Below are 15,305 nucleotides of genomic sequence, written 5' to 3' on the forward strand. Positions count from 1 at the left end.
AGATTGACCCGGCTTGGAGTTTCGCATTGTCCCATCACCAACTCGTAGCGATCGTCGACGACGATCCAGGCGTGCGGGGCAGTATCGCCAGCCTGTTGCGGTCCGCCGGCTTCGACGGTGCGCAGTTCGGCGACGGCGGCGCACTGCTGGCCAGCCCCGAGCTGGATCGGTTCGCATGCGTCGTCACCGACTTGCACATGCCTGGCGTGGACGGGCGCCAGCTCCAACTGGCCTTAGCCAGCCGTGGCTGTCGGCATCCGCTGATCGTAATGACGGCGTTTCCCACGTCGATCGTGCGCGAGCAGATGTTGGCGAGCGGCGCCAAGGCCTTTCTGACCAAGCCGGTCGATCCGGACGAGCTGCTCGCCGCGATCGAAGCGGCCATCGGCTAGGCGCCACTCAGGAACCACAGGCACAACGGGTTACACAATCGGCATCGAAGCAACTGGACAACCATGATGACACCTGCAGCGCGCGACATCTTCACCGAGCCGACCGACGTCGATTCCGATACCTTGGCAAACCTTGGTCCGCTGCGTCGATTGGCCGGACGGTGGCAGGCTCGCAAGGGCGTGGACCTCAACCCCAAGGCCGATGGCCCCGAACGCCGGGTGTTCATCGAGACGATGGACTTCCAGCCGATCGACCCGCAGGCGAACGGCCCGCAACTGTTCTACGGCCTGCGCTACCACACCCACATCACGACCGTGGAAGAGGACATCACCTTCCACGATCAGGTCGGCTACTGGCTGTGGGAGCCCGCGACCGGGCTGGTGCAGCAAACGGTGGCGATCCCGCGCGGCCAGGTCGCGCTCGCTTCGGGTCAGGCCGCGCCCGATGCGGACGCGATCGTCGTCTCGGCCAAGCGCGGTGAAACCGACTTCGGCATCTGCTCGACCACGTTTCTGGAACAGGCCTTCCGCACCGACAGCTACACGATGACCATCACCTTCCATGCCGACGGATCATGGAGCTACGTCACCGACACCCAATTGCTGCTGGAAGGGCGCGATGCCCCCTTCGCCCATACCGACCGCAACACCTTGCACCGCATCGGCGAGGCCAAGCCGAACCCTTGGGCGGTATTGAGCGATTAGGTTGGTGCGCAGGTTCACCAGGTCGTCGCTGTTGATGAAGCCTGCGCGTGCCTGCCCACTGATGGCCTCATACCGCAGCCGCATGGCTCCAGAGATGGCGAACCCGTCCTTTGGCGCGATGCTGTCGGGAATCTGCGCTTTGCACGAAGACGACCTGCAACGCATTGCCGCTGCCAGCGAAGTCCTCAACCAGTTTCATGCGCACTTCAGCATCGGGAAACACGAACGTTAGGCAAGCGCACCCGGCGACTGCGCGTTTTCTGCAACCCTGCAAGATCGCCCGCTTGCGGGCGTACTCGCGTTGCCCGATTAGAACAGCGACCACCACCACCCACCATCCGAATCGGTATCAACAATTCTGAATGGTGAGCCCTGCTGGGTTCGAACCAGCGACCTACTGATTAAAAGTCAGTTGCTCTACCGACTGAGCTAAGGGCCCCCGAGCCGCGATGCGTTGCGGGAGCGCAGAGCCCTAAGGGCGGGGCGCGGCCGGGTCAAGCGGGTGGTCAGATGTTGGATGGTGAGACCTGTCGATGGATCGCGCCAGGCGGCGGCGATCGCCTTGGCCGGCTTGAGCACGAAGGGGCGCGAACGGAACTGCTGGTGCGGGATCACCAGTTGGCGTGAGGAGAAAGTGCCGCCACTCCACAGGATGATATCCAGGTCCAGAACTCTTGCACGCCAGCGCATCCCGCGATGTTTTCGGCCGAAGCGCGCCTCGATGCGCTTGAGGCGAGCCAGCAAACGCGAAGGCCCGAGGCGCGTACTGATCACCGCGGCGGCGTTGGCATAGCGGCGTTGCGACGGGCCGATGGGCGCGCTCGCGTGGATCGGCGAAGCGGCGCGCAACTTGATCCGCTTGCGGTCAAGCGCGGCGAAGGCGGCGCGCAGCACCGCAGCCGGTGCGCCAAGGCGCGGGTGGCGCATGTTGGAGCCCAGCGCAATGAGGTACCGATGCCTGGCCACCCTCGCGCTCAGATATCCTGCGCGATGCGGCCGTAGAGCTGCGGGCGGCGATCGCGAAAGAAGCCCATGCCGGCGCGATGCTTGGCAGCCCGGGCAAGATCGATTTCGGCCACCAGCACGCCCGTTTCCTCGCGACCGAACTCGGCCAGATAGTCGCCCCACTCGTCGGTGATGAAAGAGTGACCGTAGAACGCCTGGCCCTGGCCGCCCCATTCGGCCTCGGTACCGATGCGGTTGGCGGCGATCACCGGCATGCAGTTCGACACCGCGTGCCCCAGCATCGCGCGTCGCCACATGCGGCTGGTATCAAGGCTGACGTCATAGGGCTCCGACCCGATCGCGGTGGGATAGAACAGCAGTTCGGCCCCCATCAGCGCCATCACCCGGGCTGATTCAGGGTACCACTGATCCCAGCAGATGCCGACGCCGATGCGGGCGCCGAACACGTTCCAGACCTTGAAACCATCATTCCCGGGGCGAAAATAGTATTTTTCCTCATACCCCGGACCATCGGGAATATGGCTCTTGCGATACGTGCCCATGATTTCGCCATCAGGCCCGATCATCGCCAGCGTATTGTAATAGTGGTGACCGTCGCGTTCGAAGAAGCTGGTCGGGATCGCGACCTTCAATTTGGCGGCCAGCTTCTGCATCGCCAACACCGAGGGATGTTCGGCCGTCGGCCGCGCGAGCGCGAACAGTTCCTCTTCCTCGACCTTGCAGAAGTACGGGCCGGAAAACAGCTCTGGCGGCAACACGATCTGGGCGCCCCGCCCCGCCGCTTCCTCGACCAGGGTGCCGACGGCAGCGATATTCTCCTGCTCGGCAGGAGCGTTGAGCGCGAGCTGCAGGGTGGCGACGGAGATACGGGTCATGGCCGCGCCGATATCAGGGGCGTTTGCGAAACAGCAAGGTCATCCGGTCACTTTCACCGATCGCCTGATACTTCGCCTTGTCCTGATCCTTCAGCGCGAGAGAGGGCGGCAAGGTCCACACACCCTCGGGCCAGTTGGCGCTGTCCTTGGGATTGGCGTTGATCTCGGACGTGCCTGCCAGTTCGAAGCCGTTGAGCTCCATCAACCGTATCACGTCCGCCTGACGCAAGTATCCCATGGAGCCGTCGGTATAGGCATAAGCCGCGCCGGCCTTGGCGCGATGCTGTTCGACGCCGATCATCCCATCGGGCTTGAGCAGTTCCCGCATCGTCCGGATCTCGCTGTCGGCATTGCTGGCGGCGAGCATGTTGTGCAGCGCGCGCGGCAAGAGGATGCGGTCGAACGTGCCCTTCTGGTCCTGCGGCACGTCCTTGAGCGTCATCGCGGCGAAGCTGCTAGCGGGCAGGCCGGTAAAGCTGGCGACGTCCTGCGGGTACTTGGCGACCCCGGCGGCGATGCCCGCGCGCGCCTTGGCGCTGAAGGCGGGCGCATCGGGATTGGCAAAGAGGCCGACGAGCTTGCCCTGCTGACCCAGATAGAGGCCCAGGAAACGCGAGTACCATTCGCCGCCGGGCGCATACTCGCCGACTTTCATGCCGGGTGCGACGCCGAAGAACATCATGGTCTGCACCGGATGCCGTGCCGCATCGCGGGCGCGATCGTCCTTGCGCCGGGGATCGGCGGCCGCACGCTCAAGCAGCGGTTGGCAACCGCTGCAGGTGGAGCCGGCGGATTTTGCGGGTGCTGCACCGGCGGCCAGTGGAAGGGCGAGCAGACCAAGGCCGGTCGCGAACGAAAGCATCAAACGGCGCATCGGTGTTTCTCCCCATGGAAACATATGTGACTTCGGGCACCCGGACCGCACCCCTGACAAGCGCGCCACCGGTACCTATCTAGGCATCGACATCATACAGATACGGGACGATCAACCACATGGAAACGGCAATCCTCGCAGGCGGATGCTTCTGGTGCACCGAAGCGGTTTTCCGCGACGTGATCGGAGTGGATTCGGTCGAAAGCGGCTATATCGGCGGCGCGGTCGAGAACCCGACTTACAAGCAGGTCTGCGCCGGGGTGACCGGCCATGCCGAAGCGATCAAGGTGCACTACGATCCCCATGCGATCTCGTATGGTGAAATTCTCGACGTGTTCATGGGAACGCATGATCCGACGCAACTCAACCGGCAGGGCAACGACGTGGGCACACAGTATCGCTCCGCGATCTTCCCCCTCGACGATACCCAGCGTGCCGAAGCAGAGGCGGCGATCGCGCGGTCGAATGCGGAAAACGGCGGGCGCGTGGTGACGACGATCGAGGGTCCGGCGACCTGGTATCCCGCCGAGGCGTATCACCAGGAGTATTGGGAGGGTGAGGGACAGCGAAATCCCTACTGCCTGGCCGTGATTCCGCCCAAGCTGATGAAGCTGCGCAAAAGCTTCCAGGCGCGGGTCAAGGCCTGACCACCTAGCGGGCGCGAGGCCTCTTCATTTCGCGCCTGGCTAAACCAGTCGCCCGTCGCTAGGGTCAGGCCTTACGCCAGCGGGCGATGAAAAAGCCGTCGAGCCCGCCATGTTCGGCCAGCATGCCGGGATCGGTACGCAACCAGCCACCCTGGGTGGGCTGCAAGCCGGCCGGCAGCTCCTCGGCGGTTATCGGGTCACGATCGAGCATGATGCGGGTCGCCTGATCCTCACCCTCCTCGCTTTCCAGCGAACACACCGCGTAGACGAGCTGCCCTCCGGGTGCGAGCCAATCGGCGGCACGTTCGAGCAATCGTCGCTGGAGTTGCGTCATCTCGCCGATCTGGCGCGGACTGATGCGATGCAGCACATCGGGATGGCGGCGGCAGGTTCCCGTGGCGGTGCACGGAGCATCCAGCAGGATCGCGTCGAACAGTTGCTCGGGTTGCCATTCCAGCGCGTCGGCGGTGACGATCTGCGCGTCAAGTCCGGTGCGTTGCAGGTTGTCCTGCAGCCGCTCAAGCCGCCGCTTGCTGATGTCGAGCGCAGTCACCGACCATCCCGAGGCTGCGAGCTGCAACGCCTTGCCACCTGGCGCCGCGCACAGATCGAGCGCGCGCCGGCCCTCGCCCTGTCCCAACAATCGCGCAGGCAACGTCGCCGCGAGATCCTGCACCCACCATGCGCCATCGCGATAGCCCGGCAGCGTGTCGATCGCGGCCCCGCGCGGCAGGCGCACATGGCCCGGTGCCAACGATACGCCGCCAAGCCGCTCGGCCCAGTCGGCAGTGTCCTTGGGATCGCGCAAGGCAAGGTCGAGCGGAGGGGGCACGCCAAGCCCGCCGGCGATCGCAGCCGCCCGCTCGCCCCACCGCTCGCGAACGTCAGCGGGAAGCGTCGGCATCGGGGGTAGCGATGCGCCACCTTTGGTCAGGGTGGTGAACACGCCATGCGCCAGTCGACGGGGACCGCCCATCAGCAAGGGCAGGCCGGTGGCGATGGCGGCGTGTGGCGGCGTGTCGAGCCGCAGCACTTGTGCCAGCATGATCGCCAGCACCGCGCGCGGTTTCGCATCTTCGGGCAACGGCATCCGCGTCGCACTGTCGATCATGGCATCAAGATCGGTGCGCCAGCGCAGCACTTCGGATGCGATCGCCCGTGCCAGCGCCCGATCGGGCTCGCCACGTACCCTTGCCAGCGATGCGCCGGCAGCCTGCTCCAGCGTCTCGCCACGGCGCAGCACGGCATCGATCAGATTGAGCGCGGCGCGCCTGGCGGGAAGACCGGGAATATCCATCCCCTGCCCCTAGGCGCGATTGCCAAGGACCGCCAGCCGCCCCACATTCACCGTATGACACAGCGCGCGACACAACGGCCCGACACTTTCCGCAAGCCGGCACACTGGAGCGATACGCCCGCTCCAAAACCGGAAGCGGCGAACAAGGACGAGAAGGATCCGGATGGCCTCTCTCCCACCCGCTATGGCGACTGGGTAAGCAAGGGTATCGCGATCGACTTTTAGGCGGCCACCGGCGGTACTTCGAACGCATCGTCGAACAAGGCGATGCAGCGATTGCGACCGCGCCGTTTCGCGGCATACAGCAGCACGTCCGTGGCTGCGAACCAGCTTTCGGGATCGGTGAAGGCCGGGACCAATTCCGCCACGCCGAAGCTGGCCGTGACCCGGATCTGCAGGCCCGGCGCCGCCTCGATCCCGGCCGCAGCGATACATTCGCGAAAACGCTCCGCCGCGACGTAACCCGATCGGGCGTCGGTCTCGGGCATGAGCAGCGCGAACTCCTCGCCACCGAGCCGGCCCAGCAGGTCGTTGGGTCGCGCTTCCATCCGCAACAGCCGCGAAACCTCGCGAAGGACCATATCTCCGGTGGCGTGGCCGTGTGTGTCGTTGATCGCCTTGAAGTGATCGATGTCGATCATCGCGAGGCTGACGGGCCGGGCATAGCGATGATATCGATCGATCTCCTGCGTCACCCGCTCGATGAATCCACGCCGCGTCAGCGCGCCGGTCAACTGATCCTTGCCGGCGATCCGTCGCAATTCGAGATCGGCCACGACGATCCGGGCGAACTTGTCCAGCATCGCCAGTTCGACATCGGAGAACTCGCGAGGTTTGGTGTCGATCGCACACAACGAGCCGACATTGTAGCCCTCCGACGTCCGCAACGGGATGCCGGCGTAGCTGCGCAGGTATGGATTGCCGAGCACCAGCGGGTTGTTCGCGAAACGCGGATCCTTCGTCGCATCGGGAATGACCAGCGGCTCGTGCTGTTTGATGGTGTGCGTGCAGAATGAGATATCCCGCGGTGTCTCCGACACATCAAGCCCCACGCTGGCCTTGAACCATTGCCGGTCCTCGGCGATCAGCGACACGGTCGCGATCGGTACGCCCAGAACCGCTCGCACCAGCGCGACGACGTTCTCGAACGGTTCCTCTGCGGGCGTATCCATCACCGCCAGGCGCTGCAAGGCGGCAAGACGAGCCGGTTCATCGTTCAAGGCGGGTTGGCACTGCATCGAAACTGCTTGCTGCAACCTTTTTTGTTTTCGAGTCGCAAAACCTTAGGCAGACGATGGTTACTTTTTGGCAAACGCCCAAGGTGGACCTGCGTTCATCACGTACGAGCGGCAATCCCTACGCCAGTATCTCGATGATCGCGCCATCCGGTACAAGATCCCATAATGTCTCGATTTCCTGGTTCGACAGGGCGATGCAGCCATCGGTCCAGTCGCCCGACATGCGAGTGGCGCGACCATTAGGCTGTCCATGGATCATGATCATGCCGCCGGCACTACGACCCTGCGTTCGGGCTGCGGCGACCTGCCGCGGGTCGGGGTACGAGACATGGAGCGACAGATGATAGCTGCTGCGCGGATTGCGCCAGTCGATCAAGTAGCGACCTTCGGGCGTCCTGCCATCACCTTCGAACTGCTTGGGCCCGATGGGTCGATGGCCAAGCTGGATGCGAGTCAGAAATCAGCACCGAGCGCCCCCGCGACCAGACCTCGAGCGTGCGCGCGGCCTTGTGGATGCGGACAAGATCGACGGGCGCGCCTGTCGGCGGCAACCCGTCGGTCGGGCGCGGCTGTGGCGGGGGCGATGTGCAGGCCGCGATCGCCGACAGCAGCACGAAGGCGAGGCGGCGCATGATACCGCCGCCTTGCCGGTTCAATCCTGAAAGGGATCACGCACGAGGATAGTGTCCTCGCGCTCGGGGCTGGTCGAGACCAGCGCCACCGGCGTTTCGATCAGTTCCTGCACGCGCTGGATGTACTTGATCGCCTGCGCCGGCAGGTCCGCCCACGAGCGGGCACCGGCGGTGGTGCCACTCCAGCCTTCCATTTCCTCATAGATCGGCTCGACGTTGGCCTGGTCGGCGGCGTGGCTGGGGAAGTAGTCCAGCACCTTTCCGTTCAGACGATAGCCGGTGCAGATCTTCACCGTGTCGAAGCCGTCGAGCACGTCGACCTTGGTCAGCGCGATGCCGGTCACGCCCGAGATCGCGCAGGACTGGCGCACCAGCACGGCGTCGAACCAGCCACAACGGCGCTTGCGTCCGGTGACGGTGCCGAACTCATGGCCCCGCTCGCCCAGGCGCTGGCCCGTCGCGTCCTCCAGCTCGGTCGGGAACGGGCCCGAGCCGACGCGAGTGGTGTAGGCCTTGACGATGCCCAGCACGAACCCGGTCGCCGAAGGACCAAGGCCCGAACCGCTGGCGGCGGTGCCGCTGACGGTGTTCGAGCTGGTCACGAACGGATAGGTCCCGTGATCGACATCGAGCAACACGCCCTGCGCGCCTTCGAACAGGATGCGCGCGCCGGCTTTGCGCACCTTGTTGAGGCGGCGCCACACCGGCTGCGCATACTGCAGCACGAACGGGGCGATCTCCTTGAGCGAAGCGATCAGCGCCGCGCGGTCGACCGGCTGCTCGCCGAACCCGGCGCGTAACGCATCGTGGTGGGCGCAGAGGCGATCGAGCATCGGCTCCAGCGCGTCGAGGTGCGCAAGATCGCACACGCGGATGGCCCGGCGGCCGACCTTGTCCTCGTAAGCGGGGCCGATACCGCGCCCGGTGGTGCCGATCTTGCCCGATCCGGCGGCGGCCTCACGCAATCCGTCCAGCACGCTGTGGATCGGCAGGATCAGCGGGCAGTTGTCCGCGATGGCGAAGTTTTCGGTGTTGATGACCACGCCCTGGCCTTCGAGCTTCTCGATCTCGGCCTTGAGCGCCCAGGGATCGAGCACCACGCCGTTGCCGATGATCGACAGCGTGCCGGTGACGATGCCAGACGGCAGCAGGCTGAGCTTGTACACCTGCTCACCCACGACGAGCGTATGGCCGGCATTGTGCCCACCCTGGAAACGCACGACGGCGTCGGCCCGGCTAGCCAGCCAGTCGACGATCTTGCCTTTGCCTTCATCGCCCCACTGGGCGCCGATAACGGTTACATTGGCCACAGGTACACTGCCTCCACCTGCCAGGGTGGATCCACGAAACGCCCTTCGACAGGACTCGGCGATCGGGATGGTACGATCGGGCGAAGCGCCGCCCGGTTTTCAGGCGCGCTCCTAAGTGCGCGCGACGAGGCCGTCAAGGGCGCGATGGCGCCGGCGGCGGGACTGCGTCGAGCGGCGGCATGCCCGGCCAGACCCCGTAATCGGGATGCTCCTGGTATTCCCCGGTCAGGTCGGCCGGGCCGGTGTAGAGCAACTGGAACAACCGCCACGAGAACCGCCAGCGATCGCCATTTACGACGCAACGGTCGTAATAGCGTCCGATATTCATGGTCGGCGCCTTGTCTGTCCAGGTGCATTGCTCGGTCACGTAGACGCGGGCGCTGGCGTGGCCATCGCCGGTCAGCTCGACCTGCGGCGTGCGAAAGGTCATCAATATCCGATTGCAGGTGGCGAGCACGGCGCCGAATCCCGCCTCGATCTCCCCGCGCCCCCGCAGGACCATGCCGGAGATGCGCCACTCGGCCTCAGGCGTGTAGCAATCGCCGAAGGATGTGAGGTCCTTGCGCCAGACCGCGTCGGCATAGGCGGCATGAAGCTGGCGAACACGCGCTTCGGCTTCGACGAATCCGCTCAATGCCGCTCTCCCGTTTTGACGCAGGATAACGCGCTGGATCGTCAAGACTAGAGGGGCAGCGCCTCGCCCGCTTCTAGGCGGTGCGAGCAGCCCAGCGCCACCGGGTCGTCATGTTCGGACAATGCCGCCACGGTGCGCCAGCCGATCGCACGCTGGCGTGCGGCTCCATCGGCATCATACCCAAGCGGCAGGAACAGTGCGGCCGGATCGCTGGTGGCCTCAGCCAGCAGATCGATCAGGCGATCCGGATACAGGGAAAATCCGGTCGCGGGTTCACCCTCGGATGTCTGGCCGAGGATGCGATAAGTGCCGCCGCGCCCCACCGCACCTTGCACGCCCTGCGCGTAGATCATGAACCCGAACCAGGACTGATATTCGAAGCCATGGCGCTCGGACGGATCGAGCGTGATGCGCGCGCGGCCGCCGACCCGCGCGGCGATCTCACGCAAGGCGACGATACGGCTGGCCAGCGCGCCGCCTGCGTCGAAAGCCGAGAGCCGCTCGATCGCCTGTTCGAAGGGACCGACCGCGTAGAGCAGCGGCAAGTAAGCCGCGCCGCCCGCATCGACCAGGCCACCTGCATCCTTGGCATCGAGCTCGCGGCGCACCGCATCGATCTGGCTCGCCGCCAGCGGCAGCGCCTCGACCGCAAGGGTGTCGACCACATCGGGGAGCGTGAAGTCGACCGAGATGCCGGTGGCTCCCACCCGCTCCAGCGCCTCGATCGCCAGCACCACCGCTTCGGCGGCGGCGGCGACGCTGTCGACGCCGATCAGCTCGGTGCCCAGCTGCAACCGCTCGCGCGCGGGGTCGAGGCCGTCGCCCTTGATCGTCAGCACCGGCCCGGCATAGCACAGGCGCAACGGGCGCGGCCTGTTGGCCAGGCTGGTGGCGGCGATGCGGCCGACCTGCACGGTGATGTCGGACCGCAGCGCCAGCGTGCGCAACGACACCGGATCCACGAAGCGGAACATGCGACGCGGCTCGACGCCGGCCATGCGGCTGGCCATCGACTTCTCGAATTCGATCACCGGGGTCTCGACGCGCCCGTAACCATATGAGGCAAACACATCGAGGCAACCGCGCCGAACGCGGCTGGCCGCCGCCGCTTGCGCGAGCAGACGGTCGCCGAGGCCCTCGGGCAGAAGATCGCGATCGGTATCATGCATGGTGGAAGCGCCCTTAGATCAAGCCGGGCTTGACACAAACCCCTTCGTGGCCGGCCCCTCTCCCCTGTCGGAGAGAGGGAGCGCCACTCAGAACGACAGTGCTTTCACCATCTTCACGCCTGGCAGGCGCTGCGCCTTTTCGATAAGCTCTGGCGAAACGGCGCTATCGACCGACAGCAGCAGCACCGCTTCGCCCCCGGCCTCGCGGCGGCCCAGGTTGAAGGTGCCGATATTGATGCCGCTCTCACCCAGCAGCGTACCGATGCGGCCGATGAAGCCGGGTGCGTCTTCGTTGACGATGTACATCATGTGGCCCGACAGGTCGGCCTCCACCTTGATGCCGAACATCTCGACCAGCCGCGCCTCGGTGTTGTTGAACAACGTGCCCGCCACCGACCGCTCGCCCGCTTCGGTCTTCACCGAGACGCGGATCAGCGTGTGGTAATCACCCTCGCGCTCGGTCTTCACTTCGCGCACTTCGAGGCCGCGATCCTTGGCGAGGAACGGCGCGTTGACCATGTTCACCGTGGCCGACTGCACCCGCATGAAGCCCGCGAGAACGGCGGCGGTGATGGGCTTGCCGTTGAGCTCGGTCGCCGCACCCTCGGTATGGATCGAGATCCGGGGCACCGAGTCGCGAGTCAACTGGCCCACCAGCGAACCCAGCTTCTCGGCCAGTGCCATGTAGGGCTTGAGCTTGGGCGCTTCCTCGGCGCTGAGCGACGGCATGTTGAGCGCGTTGGTGACGCCGCCGTTGACCAGGAAGTCGGCCATCTGCTCGGCCACCTGCAGCGCGACGTTGACTTGCGCCTCGTTGGTCGATGCGCCCAGGTGCGGGGTGCAGATGAAGCCGGGCGTGCCGAACAGCGGCGATTCCTTGGCCGGTTCGGTCTGGAACACGTCGAGCGCGGCGCCGGCGATGTGGCCGCTGTCGAGCCCGGCCTTCAACGCCGTCTCGTCGATCAGGCCACCGCGCGCGCAGTTGACGATGCGCACGCCCTTCTTGGTCTTGGCCAGGTTCTCGGCCGAGAGGATGTTGCGGGTCTGGTCGGTGAGCGGGGTGTGCAGGGTGATGAAGTCGGCGCGGGCGAGCAATCCGTCCAGATCGACCTTTTCGACACCCATCTCGATCGCGCGTTCGGGCGTCAGGAACGGATCGAAGGCAACGACCTTCATGCGCAGGCCGAGCGCGCGGCTGGCGACGATCGAGCCGATGTTGCCGGCGCCGATCAGGCCGAGCGTCTTGCCGGTGACTTCCACGCCCATGAAGCCGTTCTTGGGCCACAGGCCGGCTTGCGTCTGCGCATTCGCCTCGGGCAGCTGGCGGGCGAGCGCGAACATCAGCGCGATCGCATGCTCGGCAGTGGTGATCGAGTTGCCGAACGGGGTGTTCATCACCACCACGCCTTGCGCCGAGGCGGCGGGGATATCGACGTTGTCGACGCCGATGCCCGCGCGTCCGACGACCTTGAGGTTGGTGGCGGCGTCGAGGACGGCCTTGGTCACCTTGGTCGAGGAGCGAATCGCGAGGCCATCGTACTGGCCGATGCGGGCAATCAGTTCTTCGGGCGTCTCACCGGTGATGACGTCGACATCGCAACCGCGCTCTTGGAAAATGCGGGTCGCGTTGGGGTCCATCTTGTCGGAAATGAGGACTTTGGGCTTGGTCATGTCAAATATCCTTGCGTCATCCCGGCGCGGGCCGGGGTCGCTTGCCGCGAGGGCGGCGCCATGAGAAAAAGCGGTCCCAGCCTTCGCTGGGACGCTGTAACCTGTGAGGGGTCAGCCGGCCTTGACGGTCGCGTAGGCCCAGTCGAGCCACGGTCCCAGCGCGACGATGTCGGCCGTGTCGACCGTAGCGCCACACCAGATGCGCAGACCCGCCGGGGCATCGCGATATCCGGCTACGTCGTAGGCCGCGCCTTCCTTCTCCAGCAAGGCAGCGAACTGCTTGATGAAGTCGGCGTCGGCATCCTCGACAGTCAGGCAGACCGAGGTCTTGGACCGGCTGGCCGGATCGGCGGCAAGATGCCCGAGCCAATCCCGCTCAGCGACGATCGTATCGAGCGCGGCGGCGTTCGCATCCGAACGCGCCTTGAGGCCGGTCAGACCGCCAAGACCCTTGGCCCATTCCAGCGCAAAGATCGCGTCCTCGACCGCGAGCATCGAAGGCGTGTTGATCGTCTCGCCCTTGAACACGCCTTCGGCCAGCTTGCCCTTGGAGACGAGGCGGAACACCTTGGGCAGCGGCCAGGCCGGCGTGTAGCTTTCCAGCCGCTCGACCGCGCGGGGGCCCAGGATCAGCACGCCATGGCCGCCCTCACCGCCCAGCACCTTTTGCCAGGAGAACGTGGCGACATCGATCTTCGACCAGTCGATGTCGTAGGCGAAGACGGCAGAGGTCGAGTCGGCGAACGACAGCCCTTCGCGGTCATCCGGAATCCAGTCGGCATTCGGCACGCGCACGCCCGAGGTGGTGCCGTTCCAGGTGAACAGCACGTCGTTCGACCAGTCGACCTGGCTCAAGTCGGGCAGCTGGCCGTAATCGGCGCGGATCACGGTGGGATCGATCTTGAGCTGCTTGACCGCGTCGGTCACCCAGCCCTCGCCGAAGCTCTCCCACGCCATCGTGGTCACGGGGCGCGCACCCAGCATCGTCCACATCGCCATCTCGAACGCGCCGGTGTCGGAGCCCGGGACGATCCCAATGCGGTGCGTGTCGGGAAGCTGCAGCACTTCGCGCATCAGGTCGATGCTGTACTGCAGGCGCGACTTGCCGATCTTCGCACGGTGCGATCGGCCCAGCGATTGCGTGGCAAGTTTGTCTGGCGAATAGCCCGGAGGTTTCGCGCAAGGGCCCGAAGAGAAGAACGGGCGCGCCGGCTTAACCGACGGCTTGGTATGCTCAGTCAATGTAGTCTCTCCTCACAGAGAGCACGCGCGGCGTTGGGACCGCGTGGCCCGGCGCCGGCTCTAGGGCCGGGCCTCGCCAAGTCAAGGAAGATATCCCCAACCGGGCATCCGATCCCGAGCGGCTGCGGCTCGCTCGTGGCATGCAGGCGTCGTACTGTCGCAAGGCCATACGGCTGTTAAGCGACATGAAACCTGGAATGGGACTAACCCGTGGCGATGCGACGGATCGTGCTGATACTTCCCCTGCTGGCGACGCTTTATGGCTGCGCCGACACCCCTCGCGTGGCCCGCCGCGCGCCCCCTCGCCCGACCACGAACCCCGCGCGACCACCCGCGCTGCGGCAGTGCCTCGCGCAACTGGGGGCGAGCGGAGCCAGCTTCGCGCCCTTGCCGGACCGCAGCTTCGGCGGCGGATGCAGCAATATCGGCACGGTGCGACTGGCCAACCTTCGCGCGGACACGGCGCAGATGGCGCTGTCCAACCTTGGCCCGGTGACCTGTACGATGGCATCCCAATTCGCCGGCTGGGCGCGCTATGGCGTCGATCGCGCGGCTTTGCAGATCCTGGGTTCGCACGTGGCACGGATCGAGACGTTCGGCAGCTACTCGTGCCGGACGGTGGCCGGTAGCCGACGCCTGTCCGGCCACGCGACCGCAAACGCCATCGACGTCTCGGGCTTCGTCCTGGAAGACGGTCGCCGCGTCACCGTGCTGAGCGATTGGGATGGCGGTACGGCAGAGGAACGCCGCTTCTTGCGCGTGGTTCACGCCAGCGCCTGCAAGCGGTTCGGCACCACGCTGGGACCGCAGTACAATGCGGCGCACAAGAACCACCTGCACCTCGAAGCCGATGGTGCCGCGTTCTGCCGCTAGACAGCGCGGCCGCCGTCCAGCACTACGCCGAGGCGGGCTCACCCCATTCGCGCCTGCAGGACATAGGCTTTCTCGCACGACATGAACCGTTTCCGCCTTACCATCCTCGCCGTCGCCACCGTCTGGGCCGGTCCCGCCCTCGCGCAGACCGAGCACGACGAACAGGCCTGGCTCAATCTCACCGCCATCGGCCCGGTGTCCGGCGACCTGGTGTACTTCGCCGAGGTCCAGCCACGGTTCGGCAACGGCATCCGGCTCGACCAGTTGCTGCTGCGTGGCGCGCTCGGGTGGAAGCTATCATCCAAGGTCACGCTCTATCAGGGTTATGCGCATACCGTCACCGCGATCGAGGGCGGGCGCGACATCAATGAGGAGCGCAGCTTCCAGCAGCTTGGGGTTGCGTTGGGCAAGCCGCTTGGCGGCGAGCTATCCTCGCGCACCCGGCTGGAACAGCGCTGGCGCAGCAATGGCAGCGACACCGGCTGGCGCCTGCGCGAGATGATCCGCTACGAACATCCGCTCAAGGCCGGCAGCGACGCGGTGAATGCGCTGGTCTGGAGCGAAGCCTTCGTCGCGCTCAACGATACCGATTGGGGTGCGCGCGGCGGGTTCGACCAGCTGCGCACGTTCCTTGGAGCCGAAATCGGCTTACCCGGCGCATCGACGGTCGAGGTCGGATACCTGAACCAGACGATCAACCAGACCGCTGGTCGCACCCGGATGAACCATGCGGCATCGGTGACGCTGTGGTATCGGCATTGAGACTAGGAACTTCGGCTT

The 15,305-nt window shown here is 65.6% G+C and carries 18 protein-coding genes and 1 tRNA gene; 7 read left to right on the plus strand and 12 right to left on the minus strand.

The features are described 5' to 3' along the window. Positions 1 to 26: 26 nt before the first annotated feature. The 3 genes from ACXJ1Z_RS05370 to ACXJ1Z_RS05380 all read left to right on the plus strand — a co-directional run bounded on the left by ACXJ1Z_RS05370 (position 27) and on the right by ACXJ1Z_RS05380 (position 1,329). Complete coding sequence (locus ACXJ1Z_RS05370; RefSeq protein ID WP_463780095.1) at positions 27 to 392, plus strand: response regulator transcription factor; 366 nt, start codon at positions 27 to 29, stop codon at positions 390 to 392. Between the two features lie 63 nt (positions 393 to 455). Next, the gene (locus ACXJ1Z_RS05375) at positions 456 to 1,097 is read left to right on the plus strand and encodes an FABP family protein (protein WP_463780096.1); all 642 of its coding nucleotides are present in this window, start codon (positions 456 to 458) and stop codon (positions 1,095 to 1,097) included. 82 nt (positions 1,098 to 1,179) lie between these two features. Further along, positions 1,180 to 1,329 (plus strand): hypothetical protein, encoded by a 150-nt coding sequence (locus ACXJ1Z_RS05380; RefSeq protein ID WP_463780098.1) that lies wholly within the window; start codon positions 1,180 to 1,182, stop codon positions 1,327 to 1,329. 131 nt (positions 1,330 to 1,460) lie between these two features. Here the strand turns inward: ACXJ1Z_RS05380 and ACXJ1Z_RS05385 are convergent. The 4 genes from ACXJ1Z_RS05385 to ACXJ1Z_RS05400 all read right to left on the minus strand — a co-directional run bounded on the left by ACXJ1Z_RS05385 (position 1,461) and on the right by ACXJ1Z_RS05400 (position 3,812). Beyond that, positions 1,461 to 1,536, minus strand: a tRNA-Lys gene (locus tag ACXJ1Z_RS05385). Then, a complete protein-coding gene (gene folK, locus ACXJ1Z_RS05390; protein ID WP_463780100.1) occupies positions 1,527 to 1,991 on the minus strand; it encodes a 2-amino-4-hydroxy-6-hydroxymethyldihydropteridine diphosphokinase in 465 nt (154 codons plus the stop codon). Before folK ends, ACXJ1Z_RS05385 begins: the two co-directional genes overlap by 10 nt. 80 nt (positions 1,992 to 2,071) lie before the next feature. Then, positions 2,072 to 2,938 carry an N-carbamoylputrescine amidase gene (gene aguB / locus ACXJ1Z_RS05395; protein WP_463780101.1) on the minus strand — a complete coding sequence of 289 codons (867 nt, stop codon included), beginning with the start codon at positions 2,936 to 2,938 and terminating at the stop codon, positions 2,072 to 2,074. A 13-nt stretch (positions 2,939 to 2,951) separates the two neighbouring features. Beyond that, a complete protein-coding gene (locus ACXJ1Z_RS05400) occupies positions 2,952 to 3,812 on the minus strand; it encodes a class I SAM-dependent methyltransferase (RefSeq protein WP_463780103.1) in 861 nt (286 codons plus the stop codon). Between the two features lie 119 nt (positions 3,813 to 3,931). Between ACXJ1Z_RS05400 and msrA the strand changes: the two genes are divergently transcribed. Then, positions 3,932 to 4,459: a peptide-methionine (S)-S-oxide reductase MsrA gene (msrA, locus tag ACXJ1Z_RS05405; protein ID WP_463780104.1), complete on the plus strand. Its 528-nt coding sequence runs from the start codon at positions 3,932 to 3,934 to the stop codon at positions 4,457 to 4,459. A gap of 64 nt (positions 4,460 to 4,523) precedes the next feature. On the opposite strand, the gene ACXJ1Z_RS05410 is transcribed toward msrA, so the two are convergent. Next, a complete protein-coding gene (locus ACXJ1Z_RS05410; protein ID WP_463780106.1) occupies positions 4,524 to 5,756 on the minus strand; it encodes an RsmB/NOP family class I SAM-dependent RNA methyltransferase in 1,233 nt (410 codons plus the stop codon). 54 nt (positions 5,757 to 5,810) lie between these two features. Here ACXJ1Z_RS05410 and ACXJ1Z_RS05415 point away from each other — a divergent pair, with 54 nt between their 5' ends. Next, positions 5,811 to 5,981, plus strand: a complete 171-nt coding sequence (locus ACXJ1Z_RS05415) for a DUF1674 domain-containing protein (RefSeq protein ID WP_463780107.1) — start codon at positions 5,811 to 5,813, stop codon at positions 5,979 to 5,981. Here the strand turns inward: ACXJ1Z_RS05415 and ACXJ1Z_RS05420 are convergent. The 7 genes from ACXJ1Z_RS05420 to ACXJ1Z_RS05450 form a co-directional block, all read right to left on the minus strand. Continuing rightward, positions 5,978 to 6,994 carry a sensor domain-containing diguanylate cyclase gene (locus ACXJ1Z_RS05420; protein WP_463780109.1) on the minus strand — a complete coding sequence of 339 codons (1,017 nt, stop codon included), beginning with the start codon at positions 6,992 to 6,994 and terminating at the stop codon, positions 5,978 to 5,980. The two genes, ACXJ1Z_RS05415 and ACXJ1Z_RS05420, sit on opposite strands and share 4 nt — an antisense overlap. Positions 6,995 to 7,112: 118 nt before the next feature. Next, the gene (locus tag ACXJ1Z_RS05425; RefSeq protein WP_463780111.1) at positions 7,113 to 7,370 is read right to left on the minus strand and encodes a L,D-transpeptidase family protein; all 258 of its coding nucleotides are present in this window, start codon (positions 7,368 to 7,370) and stop codon (positions 7,113 to 7,115) included. Positions 7,371 to 7,646: 276 nt separating this feature from the next. Then, on the minus strand, positions 7,647 to 8,936 hold the full coding sequence (locus ACXJ1Z_RS05430) for an adenylosuccinate synthase (protein ID WP_463780113.1): 1,290 nt from the start codon (positions 8,934 to 8,936) through the stop codon (positions 7,647 to 7,649). Between the two features lie 133 nt (positions 8,937 to 9,069). After that, positions 9,070 to 9,570 (minus strand): nuclear transport factor 2 family protein, encoded by a 501-nt coding sequence (locus tag ACXJ1Z_RS05435; RefSeq protein WP_463780115.1) that lies wholly within the window; start codon positions 9,568 to 9,570, stop codon positions 9,070 to 9,072. Positions 9,571 to 9,617: 47 nt separating this feature from the next. Beyond that, the gene (locus ACXJ1Z_RS05440) at positions 9,618 to 10,739 is read right to left on the minus strand and encodes an ATP phosphoribosyltransferase regulatory subunit (RefSeq protein ID WP_463780116.1); all 1,122 of its coding nucleotides are present in this window, start codon (positions 10,737 to 10,739) and stop codon (positions 9,618 to 9,620) included. An 87-nt stretch (positions 10,740 to 10,826) separates the two neighbouring features. Further along, a complete protein-coding gene (gene serA, locus ACXJ1Z_RS05445) occupies positions 10,827 to 12,410 on the minus strand; it encodes a phosphoglycerate dehydrogenase (RefSeq protein ID WP_463780118.1) in 1,584 nt (527 codons plus the stop codon). A 111-nt stretch (positions 12,411 to 12,521) separates the two neighbouring features. Next, positions 12,522 to 13,652 (minus strand): phosphoserine transaminase, encoded by a 1,131-nt coding sequence (locus ACXJ1Z_RS05450; protein WP_463780121.1) that lies wholly within the window; start codon positions 13,650 to 13,652, stop codon positions 12,522 to 12,524. Positions 13,653 to 13,868: 216 nt separating this feature from the next. Here ACXJ1Z_RS05450 and ACXJ1Z_RS05455 point away from each other — a divergent pair, with 216 nt between their 5' ends. Together ACXJ1Z_RS05455 and ACXJ1Z_RS05460 are read left to right on the plus strand one after the other, a co-directional pair. Then, the gene (locus tag ACXJ1Z_RS05455) at positions 13,869 to 14,525 is read left to right on the plus strand and encodes an extensin family protein (RefSeq protein WP_463780122.1); all 657 of its coding nucleotides are present in this window, start codon (positions 13,869 to 13,871) and stop codon (positions 14,523 to 14,525) included. An 81-nt stretch (positions 14,526 to 14,606) separates the two neighbouring features. After that, positions 14,607 to 15,287 (plus strand): DUF2490 domain-containing protein, encoded by a 681-nt coding sequence (locus ACXJ1Z_RS05460; protein ID WP_463780123.1) that lies wholly within the window; start codon positions 14,607 to 14,609, stop codon positions 15,285 to 15,287. The last annotated feature ends 18 nt before the right edge of the window (positions 15,288 to 15,305 follow it).

Source organism: Novosphingobium sp. TK46, from assembly GCF_055361525.1.